The 14,912-nt window shown below is 45.9% G+C and carries 19 protein-coding genes and 1 pseudogene; 10 read left to right on the forward strand and 10 right to left on the reverse strand.

Annotated features, from left to right (window positions below; all coding sequences use genetic code 11):
* Positions 1-213: 213 nt before the first annotated feature.
* Complete coding sequence (locus tag ABL924_RS15655) at positions 214-525, reverse strand: DUF962 domain-containing protein (protein WP_349028033.1); 312 nt, start codon at positions 523-525, stop codon at positions 214-216.
* A 10-nt stretch (positions 526-535) separates the two neighbouring features.
* The gene (gene gloA / locus ABL924_RS15660; protein ID WP_349028034.1) at positions 536-943 is read right to left on the reverse strand and encodes a lactoylglutathione lyase; all 408 of its coding nucleotides are present in this window, start codon (positions 941-943) and stop codon (positions 536-538) included.
* A 43-nt stretch (positions 944-986) separates the two neighbouring features.
* Between gloA and ABL924_RS15665 the strand changes: the two genes are divergently transcribed.
* The 6 genes from ABL924_RS15665 (at position 987) to ABL924_RS15690 (ending at position 5,450) form a co-directional block, all read left to right on the forward strand.
* Positions 987-1,280 carry a hypothetical protein gene (locus ABL924_RS15665; RefSeq protein WP_349028035.1) on the forward strand — a complete coding sequence of 98 codons (294 nt, stop codon included), beginning with the start codon at positions 987-989 and terminating at the stop codon, positions 1,278-1,280.
* Positions 1,281-1,373: 93 nt separating this feature from the next.
* A complete protein-coding gene (locus tag ABL924_RS15670) occupies positions 1,374-1,559 on the forward strand; it encodes a hypothetical protein (RefSeq protein ID WP_349028036.1) in 186 nt (61 codons plus the stop codon).
* 589 nt (positions 1,560-2,148) lie between these two features.
* Positions 2,149-3,402, forward strand: coding sequence for a group II intron reverse transcriptase/maturase (gene ltrA, locus ABL924_RS15675; RefSeq protein ID WP_349028037.1), 1,254 nt, complete (start codon positions 2,149-2,151; stop codon positions 3,400-3,402).
* An 80-nt stretch (positions 3,403-3,482) separates the two neighbouring features.
* Positions 3,483-3,857: an HNH endonuclease signature motif containing protein gene (locus ABL924_RS15680; protein ID WP_349028050.1), complete on the forward strand. Its 375-nt coding sequence runs from the start codon at positions 3,483-3,485 to the stop codon at positions 3,855-3,857.
* A gap of 164 nt (positions 3,858-4,021) precedes the next feature.
* Positions 4,022-4,612 (forward strand): TIGR00730 family Rossman fold protein, encoded by a 591-nt coding sequence (locus ABL924_RS15685; RefSeq protein WP_349028038.1) that lies wholly within the window; start codon positions 4,022-4,024, stop codon positions 4,610-4,612.
* Positions 4,602-5,450 (forward strand): aldo/keto reductase, encoded by an 849-nt coding sequence (locus ABL924_RS15690; RefSeq protein ID WP_349028039.1) that lies wholly within the window; start codon positions 4,602-4,604, stop codon positions 5,448-5,450. Before ABL924_RS15685 ends, ABL924_RS15690 begins: the two co-directional genes overlap by 11 nt.
* A 1,043-nt stretch (positions 5,451-6,493) precedes the next feature.
* Here ABL924_RS15690 and ABL924_RS15695 read toward each other — a convergent pair.
* The 5 genes and pseudogenes from ABL924_RS15695 to ABL924_RS15715 all read right to left on the reverse strand — a co-directional run bounded on the left by ABL924_RS15695 (position 6,494) and on the right by ABL924_RS15715 (position 8,220).
* Positions 6,494-6,946 (reverse strand): hypothetical protein, encoded by a 453-nt coding sequence (locus tag ABL924_RS15695; protein ID WP_349028040.1) that lies wholly within the window; start codon positions 6,944-6,946, stop codon positions 6,494-6,496.
* 65 nt (positions 6,947-7,011) lie between these two features.
* Positions 7,012-7,493, reverse strand: a pseudogene (tnpA, locus tag ABL924_RS15700) (IS200/IS605 family transposase).
* Between the two features lie 66 nt (positions 7,494-7,559).
* Positions 7,560-7,751 carry an Rnf-Nqr domain containing protein gene (locus ABL924_RS15705; protein WP_349028041.1) on the reverse strand — a complete coding sequence of 64 codons (192 nt, stop codon included), beginning with the start codon at positions 7,749-7,751 and terminating at the stop codon, positions 7,560-7,562.
* Positions 7,751-8,050: an RnfABCDGE type electron transport complex subunit D gene (locus tag ABL924_RS15710; protein WP_349028042.1), complete on the reverse strand. Its 300-nt coding sequence runs from the start codon at positions 8,048-8,050 to the stop codon at positions 7,751-7,753. Before ABL924_RS15710 ends, ABL924_RS15705 begins: the two co-directional genes overlap by 1 nt.
* Entirely contained in the window at positions 8,047-8,220 is a 174-nt protein-coding gene (locus ABL924_RS15715; RefSeq protein ID WP_349028043.1) for a hypothetical protein, read from the reverse strand. Before ABL924_RS15715 ends, ABL924_RS15710 begins: the two co-directional genes overlap by 4 nt.
* On the opposite strand from ABL924_RS15715, the gene nifA reads away from it, so the two are divergent.
* The 3 genes from nifA to ABL924_RS15730 all read left to right on the forward strand — a co-directional run bounded on the left by nifA (position 8,219) and on the right by ABL924_RS15730 (position 10,698).
* Entirely contained in the window at positions 8,219-9,907 is a 1,689-nt protein-coding gene (nifA, locus tag ABL924_RS15720; protein WP_349028044.1) for a nif-specific transcriptional activator NifA, read from the forward strand. The two genes, ABL924_RS15715 and nifA, sit on opposite strands and share 2 nt — an antisense overlap.
* Before the next feature lie 16 nt (positions 9,908-9,923).
* Positions 9,924-10,184, forward strand: coding sequence for a hypothetical protein (locus ABL924_RS15725; protein ID WP_349028045.1), 261 nt, complete (start codon positions 9,924-9,926; stop codon positions 10,182-10,184).
* 106 nt (positions 10,185-10,290) lie between these two features.
* Positions 10,291-10,698 carry a transcriptional regulator gene (locus ABL924_RS15730; RefSeq protein ID WP_349028046.1) on the forward strand — a complete coding sequence of 136 codons (408 nt, stop codon included), beginning with the start codon at positions 10,291-10,293 and terminating at the stop codon, positions 10,696-10,698.
* Positions 10,699-11,114: 416 nt separating this feature from the next.
* On the opposite strand, the gene ABL924_RS15735 is transcribed toward ABL924_RS15730, so the two are convergent.
* From ABL924_RS15735 to ABL924_RS15745, 3 genes are all read right to left on the reverse strand, one after another.
* Complete coding sequence (locus ABL924_RS15735) at positions 11,115-12,080, reverse strand: hypothetical protein (RefSeq protein ID WP_349028047.1); 966 nt, start codon at positions 12,078-12,080, stop codon at positions 11,115-11,117.
* Between the two features lie 19 nt (positions 12,081-12,099).
* The gene (locus ABL924_RS15740; RefSeq protein WP_349028048.1) at positions 12,100-12,831 is read right to left on the reverse strand and encodes a hypothetical protein; all 732 of its coding nucleotides are present in this window, start codon (positions 12,829-12,831) and stop codon (positions 12,100-12,102) included.
* Positions 12,832-12,984: 153 nt separating this feature from the next.
* Positions 12,985-13,164 carry a hypothetical protein gene (locus tag ABL924_RS15745; protein WP_349028049.1) on the reverse strand — a complete coding sequence of 60 codons (180 nt, stop codon included), beginning with the start codon at positions 13,162-13,164 and terminating at the stop codon, positions 12,985-12,987.
* A 549-nt stretch (positions 13,165-13,713) separates the two neighbouring features.
* Here ABL924_RS15745 and nifB point away from each other — a divergent pair.
* On the forward strand, positions 13,714-14,912 hold a 1,199-nt coding region (nifB, locus tag ABL924_RS15750), incomplete at its 3' end, for a nitrogenase cofactor biosynthesis protein NifB (protein WP_349028051.1).

Raw genomic sequence — 14,912 nt, forward strand, 5'->3', positions numbered from 1 at the left:
TAATCTAAGAATCTTTTACTCTTATGAAACGTAGTTGGCAACAGTTATCAACTAGAATAGTTGGCACGTTTTTGGCGAAAATATGGAATTTAAGACAACAGACATTCTCCTAAGATTGTTGATGAGCCTTTTATGACCAATTTTACCAAATTGGTTGATAGGAGCCAGTTTCAGCTTTCGAGAGTGTGGCAAGAGAGGCTAAAACGGCATCCTTTAAAAACGAGTTTTGCTGGTCAATATTTCCCACCACAGCCTAAAGTCGCCAAGAAAGCTGAGCCAGGGATAGGTGAAGGTGGCGGGCTTGTTACGTTCAAAGAAGAAATGCCCAACCCAGGTGAAAGCATAGCCTTGCATTAAGGCCGCTAACATTAACCACCAAAATTGGGTGACGACTACGGCAATGACCAAAACCAAAGCTATAGTTGTACTCACGAAATGCAATCGACGTGACGTTCTGTTGGCATGTTTGCTGAGGTAAAACGGATAGAATTCCTTCAGCGTCCTGTAAGGCTTTAGTCCGTGCATAGTATTGTCATTACTTCCTCTGGATCAACTCGATTTTATAGCCATCCGGGTCTTCTAAAAATGCGATAAGGATGGACGCATCATCTTTCATCGGCCCAGGCATCCGGGTGATGTTGACGCCTTCGGCGGCCAGGGCTTCGCACGTTTCATAGATATCATCGGTCGCCAAGGCGATATGCCCGAAAGCAGTGCCCAAATCATAGTCCTGTTTGCCCCAATTGTAGGTCAATTCAAGCACGGTGCCGTCAACTTCGTCTTGGTAGCCTACAAATGCAAGCGTATATTCACCATCAGGATATTCCTGGCTGCGGAGCAATTTCATGCCGAGCAGTCGGGTGTAAAAGGCGATGGATTTCTCAAGGTCGCCCACGCGCAGCATGGTGTGCAACAGGCGGGTCGGAGTGTGGTTTTGTTTCATCGGTTGTCCTCAATCAATTTTTGCCCTGGGGCTCGTTTTGCAAATGACCCTAATCCTCATTACCGCACCAATAGTACCTACCACTAAAGCGGGAAGCAACACCCAGACGAGTTCCGATGCGATCACCCAAAGCCCCCATTCCGAAAAAAAGCTGCTGACCCCGATAGGGGAAACCTCAATTGGCCTAAAAGGGAGGAATATCCGCTCTAAACTGAAAGACCAATACAAGGCCACGCCAAGACCGCCATTGGTCATGGCATCGAGGAAGGCATGGGAAGCGCAAGACACGAAGCAAAGCCAAAACACTGCCCAAGGCTTAGACCGGAGTTGCCTGTGAAAAATGGTTAATAAGGAAGCCAAGCATAGGGCAAAAAATAATGAATGCGTAAAACCCCGATGACCCCATTGCGATCCATATGGAATGCCAAATTTGAAGCCAATGACATCAATGTCGGGGAATATTGAACATAGTACGGCCAACAAAAGTAATCTTAAATTTACCGTATCGCTCTTGAAACTGGCATACAGGACGGCCGGAACCGCGACGTGGGAAAGTGCGGATGCCATATTTGGCCTTGACAAGGGTTTGTTCGTAGTGCGACGTGAAGTCGTATAAATAATTGTTTAGCTTGAGCGATCATGACTAAACCTGCTGTTCCTCCGGCAGTAGCCTAAGAGTGCAGGCATTAACAGTAATGTGATGTCTGAAGCCACTCCAATAATGTAACCCACTCGAAAGATGAAGTCGAACCCGTGAGGGTAAAACGGAACTGCGAGCATTACGCGGTAGGGTGCTAGGCTTAGATGGTAAGGTGAATACATGTGAACCAACGATAAATCTCGTTAAATCCGAGGAGTCTAAAATGCTGGCAGACTCTAGCCAAAAGGCAACATGGTCAGTTTTGGTGTTTACGAATAACCAAACGGGGATAATAAGACCATCGGGAGATAGTTGGCACCTAACCCATCAATGTTATTTATATGGAACACGGTAAACCCGTATTTTCGCCTTTTAGGCAAGTTGACCGCAAGGAAAACCGATGGGGATGCGGGCATAGGAGGTTGGATAAAGCGAAGGCTATCCGGTAATAAGATAGATAGGGGTTGCGGTGCAAGCCAACATCATCCTGCCCAAAAGGGTGCAGACTTCCAGCGGGTCTTATATTGCAAGATAACTTATAGAACCTTTAAAGGAGGCAAAGCAAATGACGACTACAGTTAATGCAGTTGGTGCAGCCTCCCACGATGGAATGGGCTGGCACGGTATTGACTGGGGACAAGCCCATCGAATGGTGAGAAGGCAGCAAGTGCGTATTGCAAAGGCAGTGAGCGAAGGCCGCTGGAATAAGGCGAAAGCCTTGCAACGGTTGCTGACGTGCTCATTTTATGGCAAGGCTGTCGCCGTAAAGCGAGTGACTGAAAATCACGGCAAGAAAACCGCAGGCGTAGACAAGGTGACTTGGAATACGCCTGAACAAAAAGCCAAGGCAATTAACTCGCTCAAAAGGAGAGGCTATCAGCCACAACCGCTGAGAAGAGTCCATATTCCCAAGGCAAACGGTAAACTGCGCCCTTTAGGGATTCCAACCATGAGAGACAGGGCAATGCAGGCATTACATCTGTTTGCCTTACAACCCATCGCTGAAACAACGGCTGATCACAATTCTTATGGCTTCCGTCCAGAACGGGTCTGTAGGGACGCAGCGGCGCAATGCTTTGCTGCATTGGTCAGTAAAAATTCAGCCCAGTGGGTCTTGGATGCAGACATATCCGGGTGCTTTGACAATATCAGCCATGACTGGTTATTGGCTAATATCCCTATGGATAAAACCGTACTCGGGAAATGGCTGAAGAGTGGTTTTGTTGAACAAGGAAACTGGTTTCCAACACAAGCAGGCACTCCGCAAGGCGGTATTGCTTCGCCAACCTTGGCCAATATGGTTTTAGACGGTATGGAAATAGAACTGGCCAAACACTTTGGTGCAAAAACCAGTAGAAAGAGACGGAAGGGAAAAGTTAACTTTATTCGCTATGCCGATGATTTTGTCATCACTGGTGCTACGAGAGAAACACTGGAACAGGCGAAATTAATCATTGGGGATTTTTTGATAGAAAGAGGATTATCGCTTTCAGAGGAAAAAACCAAAATTGTGCATATTGATGAAGGCTTTGATTTCTTAGGGTGGAACATTCGCAAATATGGCGGGAAATTGCTCATCAAACCAGCGAAAAAGAATGTGCAAGCATTCTTACGGAAAATCCGACTGATAATCAAAGAAAACCGTACAGCAAAACAGGAAAACGTAATTAGGCTCTTAAACCCAGTCATACGGGGATGGGCGAATTATCATCAAAACCAGGTGGCAAAACAAACCTTTTCGGAGGTAGACCACGCCATTTGGAAAAAGCTTTGGCAATGGCTTGTCGAAGGCATCCCAATAAACCACTTCGTTGGGTAAAGGGCAGATATTTTAAAAGCGAAGGGCTGCGTAATTGGGTGTTTGGCACGAAGATAAGAACGGAGGATGGGTCAGTGATAATGGTCAAGCTGGTGAATGCCAGTGATACGCCGATTCGCCGTCATATCAAAATTAAAGCGGAAGCACACCCGTTTAATCCGGCATGGGAAGAGTATTTCGAAAATAGGCTTGGCCTTCAAATGAAAGAAAGTCTCAGAGGAAAGAACAAATTGCTTTTTCTTTGGTATGCCCAGGAAGGCAAATGTCCAAACTGTAACGAACGCATTACGAAGGATACAGGATGGAATGTCCACTACACCCGGCGTAAAACGGACGGCGGTAAAAACATAGTAACAAACCTTTCGTTATTGCATCCGAACTGCCATAGGCAAATCCATAACCGTGAAAAGAAAGTAGCTGCCGGCTCTGGTGATACAGGGTTTATGGAGGCTTGAGCCGTGTGAAAGGAAACTTTCATGCACGGTTCTCAGGGGGGAATGACGTAGTAATACGTCGTTCCTACCCGACAATGATTATCATTTTTTCTCCCGGTCTTTGCCATATTAGATATAAGCTAAGCGAAACCGCAGTGGTCACCGAAAAATCTATAACAATCACTATGCCGACAATTAACAGCCTCTGCATCTACTGCGGTTCAAGCCCTGGGCGAAGTGGGCTCTACGCTTCATCGGCAATATCACTTGCCAAGGCATTGGTCAGCCGCAATATCACATTGGTTTATGGCGGCGCCAGTATCGGTATCATGGGGATATTGGCCGATAATGTCCTAAAGCTCGGCGGCCAAGCCATTGGTGTCATTCCGAAAGCCTTGGCACACAAGGAAGTTGCCCACCAAAACCTCACGGAATTGCACATCACCCAATCCATGCATGAGAGGAAAATGCTGATGGCCGAACTTGCCGATGGCTTTATCGCCCTGCCCGGCGGCATTGGTACGCTAGAGGAACTGTTTGAGATTTGGACTTGGGCGCAGCTTGGTTTTCACAATAAGCCCTGCGGCTTGCTCAATATTTATGGTTATTATGATTTACTGATTGGATTTCTGGGGCACGCTTTGGAAGAACAATTTGTTAAAAAGCACCACCATGCCCTGTTAATGGTGGAACAAACGCTCGACTTGTTGATAGAGCGCTTTGCCAATTACCGGCCTCCTGCCGCCACACATTGGGTGGGCAAAAATGAAACCTGAAAGTTCCATCACAACCACAGCAGGCATCAAGATCCCGAAGATCATTTACGGCACGGCCTGGAAAAAAGAGCGTACAGCGGAATTGGTGGAACAAGCCATTGTGGCGGGCTTTAGAGGGATCGACACAGCTTGCCAACCCAAACATTACCATGAAGCGGGTGTAGGGGAAGGAATAGCGGCTTGCATAAACCGTGGTTTGGTCACACGGCCTGGGCTTTACCTGCAAACCAAGTTTACTTCCTTGGACGGGCAAGACCCCCAGCGTATTCCTTATGATCCCAAGGCGAGCCTAAGCGATCAAGTAACCCAATCCTTCCAAGTTTCCCTCGCCAACTTGCAAACGATTTACCTGGATTGCCTTGTGCTGCATTCACCGATGACCAGCCCACAGCTAACTTTGGAAGTTTGGCGGGCGATGGAAAAACTAGTCAAAAGCGGTGGCATTAAACAACTGGGCATCAGCAATTGCTATGAATTGGAGGCTTTGGAAGCCTTATATCTGTCTGCCGAAATCAAACCGGCCATCATCCAAAACCGCTTTTATGCCAATACGGACTATGACCGCGCTATCCGGGCATTTTGCAAAGTAAACGGCATCATCTACCAAAGCTTTTGGACATTGACCGCCAATCCCCACGTGTTGGCGGATTATTCGGTACTTAACATAGCATCAAAATACCAACACACTCCCGCTCAGGTATTCTTCCGGTACCTGTCCCAAATCGGGATTGTCCCGTTAACGGGGACGACCTCGTCAATCCATATGCAGGAAGACCTGTCGATCTTCGAGTTTGAATTGAATTACGAAGATTGCGCTGCAATTGAATCATTGCTTTGAGTGAAGGTAAATAAATAACCCCTATAGTCGTGTGGCTAATCAAAATTGAATCAGGTTAAACTTAATTCGGTGTTTTTTCCTTAAACATTACTGGGGCGCTGAAAAAATGAACGGTTCATCTGCACAAGCGCAGATAGGCTTCGCCTTTAAATGGTTTGGCTATCTTTGCTTTGTTATCGCGATTACCGTCATGTTTTACCATGATTCCCAGCATCTTCCGTCCCAATCTTTAGAGGCTGTTTTCAAGTTAACCAGCCGTTCGTAGAAAAAAAAGTGTGTAAGTCTCATTTTGGCCGATGATTGAAATTCAACTTTTCGGGTGATCTACTTTGTGATCGTCAACTAAGACACCTTCTCAGACCTTTATATGAGTTGGCATGTCGATTGAATCTAGGCAAGTTTTCAACCTGAACAACCTAAATTCTGCCATTCTTATTATTGAATAATCCTAACCTAAGTGATTTTTCTTGACCGGATTCTTTAAAGTTAAAAGTTGAAAATTTCCAACCCTGTTTTGCACAAAACCGATTAAACATCGTAAAGCTATTAAATAATAGCAACAGCAGCCATTACTTAAAATATTTGGCCTTTTAATATTTGAAGTGGGCATGATGCCTTTCGGCTTCGCTCAGGGAGAGGAACTGTAGCTTTCCCTGAGCGGAGCCGAAGGGAAATAAAAACTTCATTAGGCCGGATCAATAGACTTTAAATGCCCATAAGGGGGTAAGGTTTCGAGCCGTTTATCTTCCAGTGGCTTGCCTATCGTTGATAGTGCCGCTATTTTTGCGAAAGATTTTTCCGGGCTCCTGCTCGAAAAATCGGCAAAAATTACGCGGCAGCCAATGCCTGCGGCTGCCCCAGCCGTCCTGCTACCCTCGTTTTATGCCCAGCAAGGGGCATAAAACTCGTTGCGCAATGACTCGACGCGATTTCGGAATGCTTTGCAATTCCACTCCGCAAACTGCGCTACGTGGAATCGCCCAGCCCTATCGCTTCTGGGGACTAAAAATCTTCACTCCGCTAGCGCTACGTTTCCAAGATTTTCAGCGAAAGTGATAGAGGCCTTGGAAGGTATTATCCTTGATCCCTAAAATTTCATGCACGCTGTCATCAAAGTAACAGCCGATGCCTGTTCCACGGATACCAGCCGTCTCAGCTTCTAAGTAAAGTATTTGTCCTATCAGGCCACATTCCCAAAACAAGCGGCGGTAAAGCCACGGCGATAATTCGATGGTTTCACCAAATTCGGCGACCATAGCTAGGCTGAAGGCGCTGTCGCTGGCGATAGGTTGGTGGCATGAGAGCGTTTTGGCTATTTGCCGACAATTCCCAGAATATAAGTGATACAGAGGTAAGGCATTAGTTATTGTAGTAACTTGCTGCCAAGCAAAATTAGGCAAGGTTGCGCTCCGTAATTCTTCCAATGCTCCATCAGTTCTAGGCAGTGCATACAAGCCGGGTTCCAAACCATCCACCCGATGTACAAAACTAAACAACCACCAGCTAAAGCTGGTGGGTTCGTATAATGGACTAAAGTCCGGATACGGGTCACAAGACCCGTTCAGGATTCTGTCCTAAAATTATCATCCCCTTTGGGTTCAAAATGATGTTCCAGATAATTTTTTATCATTTCTTCCGTCAATTCACCCGATGTCACGCAAAAGTAACCTCGCGCCTTTATGCCCTGTGGGTGCAGAAATGTCGCCCCCAATAGCGCTTCTTCAAGTCAGGGGAACTCTCGAACAATTTCATCGAACTTCTGCCTTTAATGCGCCTCACTTGTGCCCTGTGGGTATGATTTCGCTCGGCGCCAAATTAGCGGGCGCAGAAACCAAAACATGGACATGATCCTGGCTGACAACGCCCTTCAGGATTTCGATCTCAAACGCTTCGCACCACGTCTGCCTAATCAGTTCACGGACTTTCAAACCAACGTCACCTTTCAACACCTTGTACCCAAGGGCATAAATAACGGTATTTCGTGACAAAAACAAAATGATATTGAATTTTAAAAACCGTATGGCTGCCATAACGGTAATCCATAAGCCCTTCCCCTTTTCAGTTCAGGGCAATATCATACGACAAAAAATCATAGATAAATCTGACCGCCTACAAGGCGGTGGTTTTAACCTTACTTCGGACTAATAAAAAGCCTTTGTAATTGGGGATAACGGTGACCTCCAGAAACCTGAATGATTCACCCAGTAATAATGACGCATTGGCGAATAAAGTGCCTGTGGCACTAATTTCCCGTGCCGCCCCGAGTGCGACCAGCACGATAGTAAAACCGATGCCCATCATTAAGCCATCCCGTAAAGATTCTTTAACGGGTTGCTTGGAAGCAACCATCCTGTCAAGATTGCTGAACCATCCTTAATCACGGGTTTGGCAACTCGCCCCGCTATGCGTATACAAATGACTTCAAAAAAAACCGCTGATGATACGGTGATAACAAACATGTTTAACGCGGGCCAACCGAAACACCAGATACCAAAAACAGTTGCAGGTAACAATGCCAGCATGACCTGCCACATGATAAAGCTGACACTGGATTTAGCACCGACATGTGCGCCACTTGCAGGCTTGAGGTGTGTAATCATGCGACAACCTCTTGCTCGGCAGCTTTTAACCGCTCCCGTTCTGCCTTGGCAGCAAGCCTGGCTTGCTCTTCTTCAAGTTGTTGCTGGGCAATCCGTTCCATGCGGGCATTGCGTGCATCCATCAATCGTTTATTTTGTTCGGCTTTATGCTGCGCCTGTTGTCTGGCCATGACTTCGCCAGAAGCATATTTAAAATACTGCACTAGGGGAATATTGGACGGGCAGATACGCAGTATCAGGGAGACATTACTGGGCGCAATGCACCAAATTCATCTCCCTATGAACCAAATTAGGGCGGCCGAACAAATTTTACGGCACAAACGGGATGACCAAAACGCTGGATTGTTACAAATATTGCAGGAGATCCAACAGTCTGGTGAAGAAGCTGTAGCAACCATGCAAAAATGCATTCCAGAAATACTGCAAACAGCCCTTATACCGATTAACCTGAATCAGATCCTGCATGAAGTCCTGTTGCTGAGTCACCAAAAGCTCTGGAGTCATGGGATAGATGTGCATTGGGTGCCATTATCATCGTTGCCAAAGATGCTGGGTTCTGAAAATAGGCTGCGTATGTTATTTAAGCAGTTGATAGATAATGCAATTGAAGCCCTCAGTGGATCAGACTGCCAAGAACAACATCTTAGGATTAAGACAGATCAAGACGCAGACCTAATTTACGTCAGCATTGAAGGCAGTGGGCCTGGTACCATCGGTGTGCTTGCCGCCCAACCGGATAGCAACCAGTTTTTAGGTGAACGTGCCCGATTCATGGAAATGATTGCCAACTTGATTGCACAAAGCGTCAAGATGTTGCGCTTAATCGAACGTAAACAGCGCAACCTTCAAAGCGAACGCGACCAGCTCAAACAGGCGCTGATCAAAAATTACAGCTTTGAAAACATCATTGGACATTCACCGCCGATGCTACGGGTGTTCGATCTAATTCGTCAGGTGGCTAAATGGAATACGACGGTTTTAATTCGCGGCGAATCAGGCACGGGCAAAGAAGTCGTTGCCAATGCTATTCACTTTAACTCGGGTTGTGCCAACGGCCCTTTTCTAAAACTGAATTGCGCGGCCTTACCAGACACTTTGTTGGAGTCTGAATTATTCGGTCATGAAAAAGGCTCGTTTAGTGGCGCTATCAACCAACGCAAAGGTCGTTTTGAACTGGCCGATAATGGCACGTTGTTTCTCGATGAAATCGGTGAAATTTCTACCTCATTCCAGGCCAAATTACTACGCGTATTGCAGGAAGGTGAATTTGAACGCGTGGGCGGAACGCAAACCATAAAAGTCAATGTCCGCATCATTGCAGCGACTAACCGTAACCTTGAGGAAGAAGTCACCGAAGGCAAATTCAGGGAAGATTTGTATTACCGGCTAAATGTGATGCCAATCCAAATGCCGACTTTGCGCGATAGGGCAGAGGATATCCCACAGTTATCCGAATTTTTGCTCGACAGGATTTCCGGTCAGCAAGGTGGGCGACCGTTAGAAATCAAGGATAGCGCCATCCGCATACTCATGAAACACAACTGGCCGGGCAACGTCCGCGAACTGGCAAACCGGCTGGAGCGTGCAGCCATCATGAGCAAAAACGGTATCATCGACCGGGATGTTATGGTCAACACTGGCCTGGAAGATGAAATCGGCATCGGCATTAGTTATCAAACGCAAAAAGTATCCACGATTGATTTTAATGATGAAAATATGGATGACCGGGAACGTGTTATTGCTGCCTTGGAACAAAGCGGTTGGGTGCAAGCAAAAGCTGCCCGCCTGTTAAATATGACATCAAGGCAAATCGCGTATCGCATTTTGACGCTGGATATAACCATGAAGCAAATTTAACTTGTATGGAGCAGCAATGACCATCTTATACGTACAACACGACTACGCCGTCTTCGGCTTTGGTGAAACCGAGGAAGAAGCGATTGCTATGGCGGCGGAATGGCTGACCGATGCAACTGGCAAACAAGGCTGCTCAATAGACTATGCTGAAAGTTTATTGGTAACAAATCCCCAAGCTGGGCAAATGACGCTCTACGAAACAGATGAAACCATCCCACCCGATGCAGAAAACTGGGGTGGTGAAGAGCTTTTGGACTGGTATCATGATGTGGCATGAGGATATTCTATAGAAACAATCCTAATTCAGATGAATTGAAACTCTAGCAACCCCTCCCTCCAATCCATCATGGAGGGCCGATCTATGATTTACCTAGGCCCTTAACATGACAGATTGGACAGTAGACAGGAAAGCGCGAATTGCCTATTCCTACGAACGTTTTGCACAAGCTAAAATCTTTGTGTTCCGTAAATGGTGCGATCAGGCCAAAGCGCGAGGCTTGCTACCTCCTACCGACCTTTCCGGTTCGTGTAAGTATGGAAGTTTATTCATGAACCAGGTTTTCGGTGGTGCGATATACGGTCATTACGAACATCAATACAATATTATCGGCGGACGCATTGTCGATCTCAGTCATGATGCCATTGATGTTGGCAGAATTACCAATCCTTACCTTCATGAACCGGATTTTTTTGCTATTCCGGAGAAGCGGGCTTCCTTAAATAAATGTCTGCCGAGGGTTAATGGTTGGGTTATTGAGTTTTTGGCGGAGATAGAAGGTTCGAAAGTTTAGTTTTTATAGGGGCTACTTACTACAGCATCCCTCTCCCCTTTTGGGAGAGGGTAGGGTGAGGGTTTTAAATGTGTCGCTAACGCGACGATTGATTTTGATCGGGTTCTCGCACCCGAAGGCGAGTTTCTTTTCTTTGCACCGCCAAAGAAAAGAAACCAAAAGAAAGGCTGCCCGGATGCCGCTTATTTCCTGCGTTCCTCAGTTTTGACGGGGGTTGCCGGAAGGGACTTCCTGCCCCTCCATCACCGCGATTCATACATGAATCGCCCCTAACGGGTTATTCCCGCTAAAACCTCCGGTACTTGGCGCCGCATAACGGGAGTGGGTGACAAATTGTAGGTTGGGGTGAACTTGTGAACCCCAACAAATAATTGGCTATTCTCGTTGGGGTTCGTTCCTCACCCCAACCTACCGTTCTAAACGGTAAATGTATTACCTATTTGCGCAACTATTGCAGTTATTACGCTCTGTGCAACATGCACAAATTCTATAGATGTTTTCTTAGAAACTTGCCACTGAGCGCCAATTTCTGAATCAACACCGTGATCGGCTGCATTTCTTATGTGTCCTAAGTATTTAATCATAAATTTGTGTTTAGATAACAATCGACTAGCTCTAGCCAAAGTATCTGCTTTTGCATTTATTCCATGCGCATTACCTATAGGTACAGTGTAATGATTGGCAAGCTGGGTCAAAAAGGATTCCACAGCGTTTCCGGCATGAACTATCGGTGCCCTTGAATCATGTTCAGCTTGAGCTGCTCTTTGATATGCGGTGATTAAATTATCTAAAACATTAGTTTTATCGATCCAATCAACAGTTGATTCCCCAAGTAATTTTCGAACCGTTAAATCAGCAGATTCGCGGTCTTGAATTACTCGGTTTAAAATTATTAGGTATTCTTTGGGATCATCCTGACGAGGAAGGTAAAGTCCACCACCCTCAGAAATTAACGACTGAGCATAAGTTCCTAAGTCAGTAAATGTGGCGATAATATCCTGTCTATGAGCATTAATGCTGTGTAAAGCCTTTGTTTGGTTAGCAGCCTCACCAACTACCCCTCCAGAGAGTGCCAGACGTGCTTTGAATGTGCAGTAAGGTACATATTGCTCAAGTATATAGCGTAATATAGCTGATTTACTTTCTCGAACAGCAGTGCATAAATACAGTCCGCATTTTGCATCTGGCACATATATCCCAGGCTGAGATTCTTTCAATAAAGATAACTCTTTAGCCATTTTGAGAGCGTCAAGAGCATAAGCAGGCGTTGTGTCTAAAAATGCAGAGACAAGAGCATCGTCAACTCCATCTGGCTTTTGTAGCGCGGCATCAGTTGCCGCGATAACATTTTCAGCACTTGTAAGATATATTTCAAAAGGCATAGAAAAATTCCACTAAGACTTAGTGATCATTTTCGCTTTCGCCCTCATTTATAGGACTATTCAGTTCCTTCAAAAATTGACGAATTTTTTCTCCTAATCCATCAAGTTCGGATGGATTAGCATTTATTCGCAATTCTATATGGAGCATCGTTCCAGGGAAGTTCGAGATTGGAACATTGATAGATTTTACTTCGGAGTTAACAATTGAGGGATTTGAAGAGTATTCCGGCGATGAGATCGCATCATTGTTAGTGGCTACGTCTTTTTTACGAGCTACAAGTTGACCTTCATTTTCACGAACGACACCTGCCGCTCTCAATATATCTACAACCGCTCGCGCACCAGTCATAACAGGCCCAGACTTTGCCTCTCCCGCAGAGTAAGCAATATGGGATTCTAGTGTAGAGCTATCCATTTTCCCCCTAATTTTTACTGCGGCTGCCATTTTTCCCAAGAATTCATTCTCACTGACAACCCTAGCCCAATTTTCTTCGATTTGATCTGGTATCTCATGTTCAAGCGCTTTTGCAAGTTCGTTGCCTTTCGGGGTAGCCAATTTTGCTTTGCCTACATCAATTAATTCAATATTAGTAAGGAATGCGTTATTGGCACTGATGGCTGTTTTATTCATTGCACAAAGCTTGGCAACTTCATCAAGTGAAGCGGGCTTCGTTAACCGTCCATAAGCTCTAATTATCTTACATATTTCCTCATATGAAGAACGGGGGAGTTTAAATTTTTCTTCGGACATTGTTTTTCCCGATCAGGTATTTACTTTAAAGAGATTACATTATAGCTGAATCGGCATAGTAGGTTGGGGTGCGGTACGAACCCCAAATATCAAATTTTATTTAGCTTTATGCTGGGATTCACCCACAACCTACAACTACCAACCCATATCCCGTTATGCCGCAGCGAGTACCGGAAGTTTTGGCGGGAATAGCCCGAAGGGGTGCGGCAAGGATGCCGCACGTTGCCGGAGGGACAGGAAGTCCCTTCCGGCAACCCCCGTCAAAACTGAGGAACGCAGGAAATAAGCGGCATCGGGCGGATTTCTTTTGGATACTTTTCTTTGTCCGTACAAAGAAAAGTATCTCGTCCGTGGGTACGAGAACCCACATTCAAACAATCCGTCGCGTTAGCGACACAAAAAACACAAAATCCCACTAACGCCATAACTCACCACCCACAATAATAGTCTATTTAGAAAAAACTATACTTTCCTAATCGACCTCGGATAGCCACCAACCACCGCATCAATCGAGAAACTCGAACGATGCGGTTCGTACCTCACCGCACCCTACAGTAACCCACATTACGGGTTGGAAGCATTATGTCGGATGAATCATTGTCATTTCGACCAACGGGAGAAATCTTAAGCCACTGAAATTTAAGATTTCTCCCGTTGGTCGAAATGACACGGTGCATTTTTGTCATGTACAGAGAGTTAAATCTATTGTTCTATTCATTACAAAACGCAAAAAATTGACTGTTGCGTTTACAACACGTTTGCAGCAACTGCACTTACCTATAAAAATAATAACAATATAAAACAATAATTTAAAATTATATGGTGGCGTTGGCACAGCCTGTGCTTTTACTTTTTGTAAATGCAACTTACGAGGTCAATCCGATGCAATTGCCAGTATTAAACGATGCCCCCGCAGCAAAAGGCGGCTGCTCTGCAAGCTCCTGCGGTACCACCGATAATCAAATGGACTCGCTGCCGGATTCGATTCGGGAAAAAGTGCAGAACCATCCCTGTTATTCTGAAGATGCCCATCATTATTTCGCCCGGATGCACGTCGCCGTTGCGCCAGCCTGTAATATCCAATGCCATTACTGTAACCGTAAGTACGATTGTGCAAATGAATCGCGTCCTGGTGTGGTATCCGAATTACTAACCCCCGATCAAGCCGTTAAAAAGACGATGGCGGTTGCGGCGAATATTCCGCAAATGACTGTTTTAGGTATCGCAGGCCCTGGTGACCCTTTAGCTAACCCCGAACGCACGTTTGAAACCTTCCGCCGTTTAAGCGAAGAAGCACCGGATATTAAGTTATGCGTTTCCACGAATGGTTTGGCTTTGCCCGATGCGGTAGAAGAATTATCCAAGCACAATATCGATCACGTCACCATCACAATTAATTGTGTAGACCCTGAAATCGGCGCGAAGATTTATCCGTGGATTTTCTGGAAAAACAAACGCATTAAAGGCAAAAAAGGCGCAAAAATCCTGATTGAACAGCAACAAAAAGGTTTGGAGATGCTTATTGCCAAAGGGATTTTGGTAAAGGTCAATTCAGTGATGATTCCCGGGGTCAACGACCAGCATTTGGCGGAAGTCAGTAAGGTAGTCAAATCTAAAGGCGCATTCCTGCACAACGTAATGCCGCTGATTGCCGAAGCCGAGCATGGCACTTTTTATGGCGTGATGGGACAACGTGGCCCAACGCCAGATGAATTGCAAGACCTGCAAGATAGTTGCTCCGGCGACATGAACATGATGCGCCATTGCCGCCAATGCCGCGCCGATGCGGTGGGCATGTTAGGCGAAGACAGAGGTGATGAGTTTACTCTGGACAAGATCGAGGATATGGAAATTGATTATCAGGCAGCGATGGAAAAGCGCAAGGTGATCCATCAAGCCATACAGGAAGAAATGGACAGCAAACGTTTGGAAAAATCCGCTAAAGCCGCACAACATAAAGCCGAGCCAAAACTTGCTACCCGTCCGGTGCTGATGGCTGTCGCAACTAGCGGGCAGGGTGTTATCAATGTGCATTTCGGACATGCTAAAGAATTCCTGATCTATGAAGCCTCGCCAGACGG

It is taken from the genome of Methyloglobulus sp. (assembly GCF_040079455.1).
Classification (GTDB): Bacteria; Pseudomonadota; Gammaproteobacteria; order Methylococcales; family Methylomonadaceae; genus Methyloglobulus.

What these genes read in the sequence shown, in the direction of transcription:
- ltrA (WP_349028037.1), top strand. Translation starts at nt 2,149, where the DNA reads ATGACGACTACAGTTAATGCAGTTGGTGCAGCCTCCCACGATGGAATG.
- ABL924_RS15715 (WP_349028043.1), bottom strand. Translation starts at nt 8,220, where the DNA reads ATGGCCAGACAACAGGCGCAGCATAAAGCCGAACAAAATAAACGATTG.
- ABL924_RS15705 (WP_349028041.1), bottom strand. Translation starts at nt 7,751, where the DNA reads ATGATGGGCATCGGTTTTACTATCGTGCTGGTCGCACTCGGGGCGGCA.
- ABL924_RS15655 (WP_349028033.1), bottom strand. Translation starts at nt 525, where the DNA reads ATGCACGGACTAAAGCCTTACAGGACGCTGAAGGAATTCTATCCGTTT.
- gloA (WP_349028034.1), bottom strand. Translation starts at nt 943, where the DNA reads ATGAAACAAAACCACACTCCGACCCGCCTGTTGCACACCATGCTGCGC.
- ABL924_RS15725 (WP_349028045.1), top strand. Translation starts at nt 9,924, where the DNA reads ATGACCATCTTATACGTACAACACGACTACGCCGTCTTCGGCTTTGGT.
- ABL924_RS15730 (WP_349028046.1), top strand. Translation starts at nt 10,291, where the DNA reads ATGACAGATTGGACAGTAGACAGGAAAGCGCGAATTGCCTATTCCTAC.
- ABL924_RS15710 (WP_349028042.1), bottom strand. Translation starts at nt 8,050, where the DNA reads ATGATTACACACCTCAAGCCTGCAAGTGGCGCACATGTCGGTGCTAAA.
- ABL924_RS15685 (WP_349028038.1), top strand. Translation starts at nt 4,022, where the DNA reads ATGCCGACAATTAACAGCCTCTGCATCTACTGCGGTTCAAGCCCTGGG.
- nifA (WP_349028044.1), top strand. Translation starts at nt 8,219, where the DNA reads ATGACTTCGCCAGAAGCATATTTAAAATACTGCACTAGGGGAATATTG.
- ABL924_RS15740 (WP_349028048.1), bottom strand. Translation starts at nt 12,831, where the DNA reads ATGTCCGAAGAAAAATTTAAACTCCCCCGTTCTTCATATGAGGAAATA.
- ABL924_RS15690 (WP_349028039.1), top strand. Translation starts at nt 4,602, where the DNA reads ATGAAACCTGAAAGTTCCATCACAACCACAGCAGGCATCAAGATCCCG.
- ABL924_RS15735 (WP_349028047.1), bottom strand. Translation starts at nt 12,080, where the DNA reads ATGCCTTTTGAAATATATCTTACAAGTGCTGAAAATGTTATCGCGGCA.
- ABL924_RS15680 (WP_349028050.1), top strand. Translation starts at nt 3,483, where the DNA reads ATGGTCAAGCTGGTGAATGCCAGTGATACGCCGATTCGCCGTCATATC.
- ABL924_RS15665 (WP_349028035.1), top strand. Translation starts at nt 987, where the DNA reads ATGACCCTAATCCTCATTACCGCACCAATAGTACCTACCACTAAAGCG.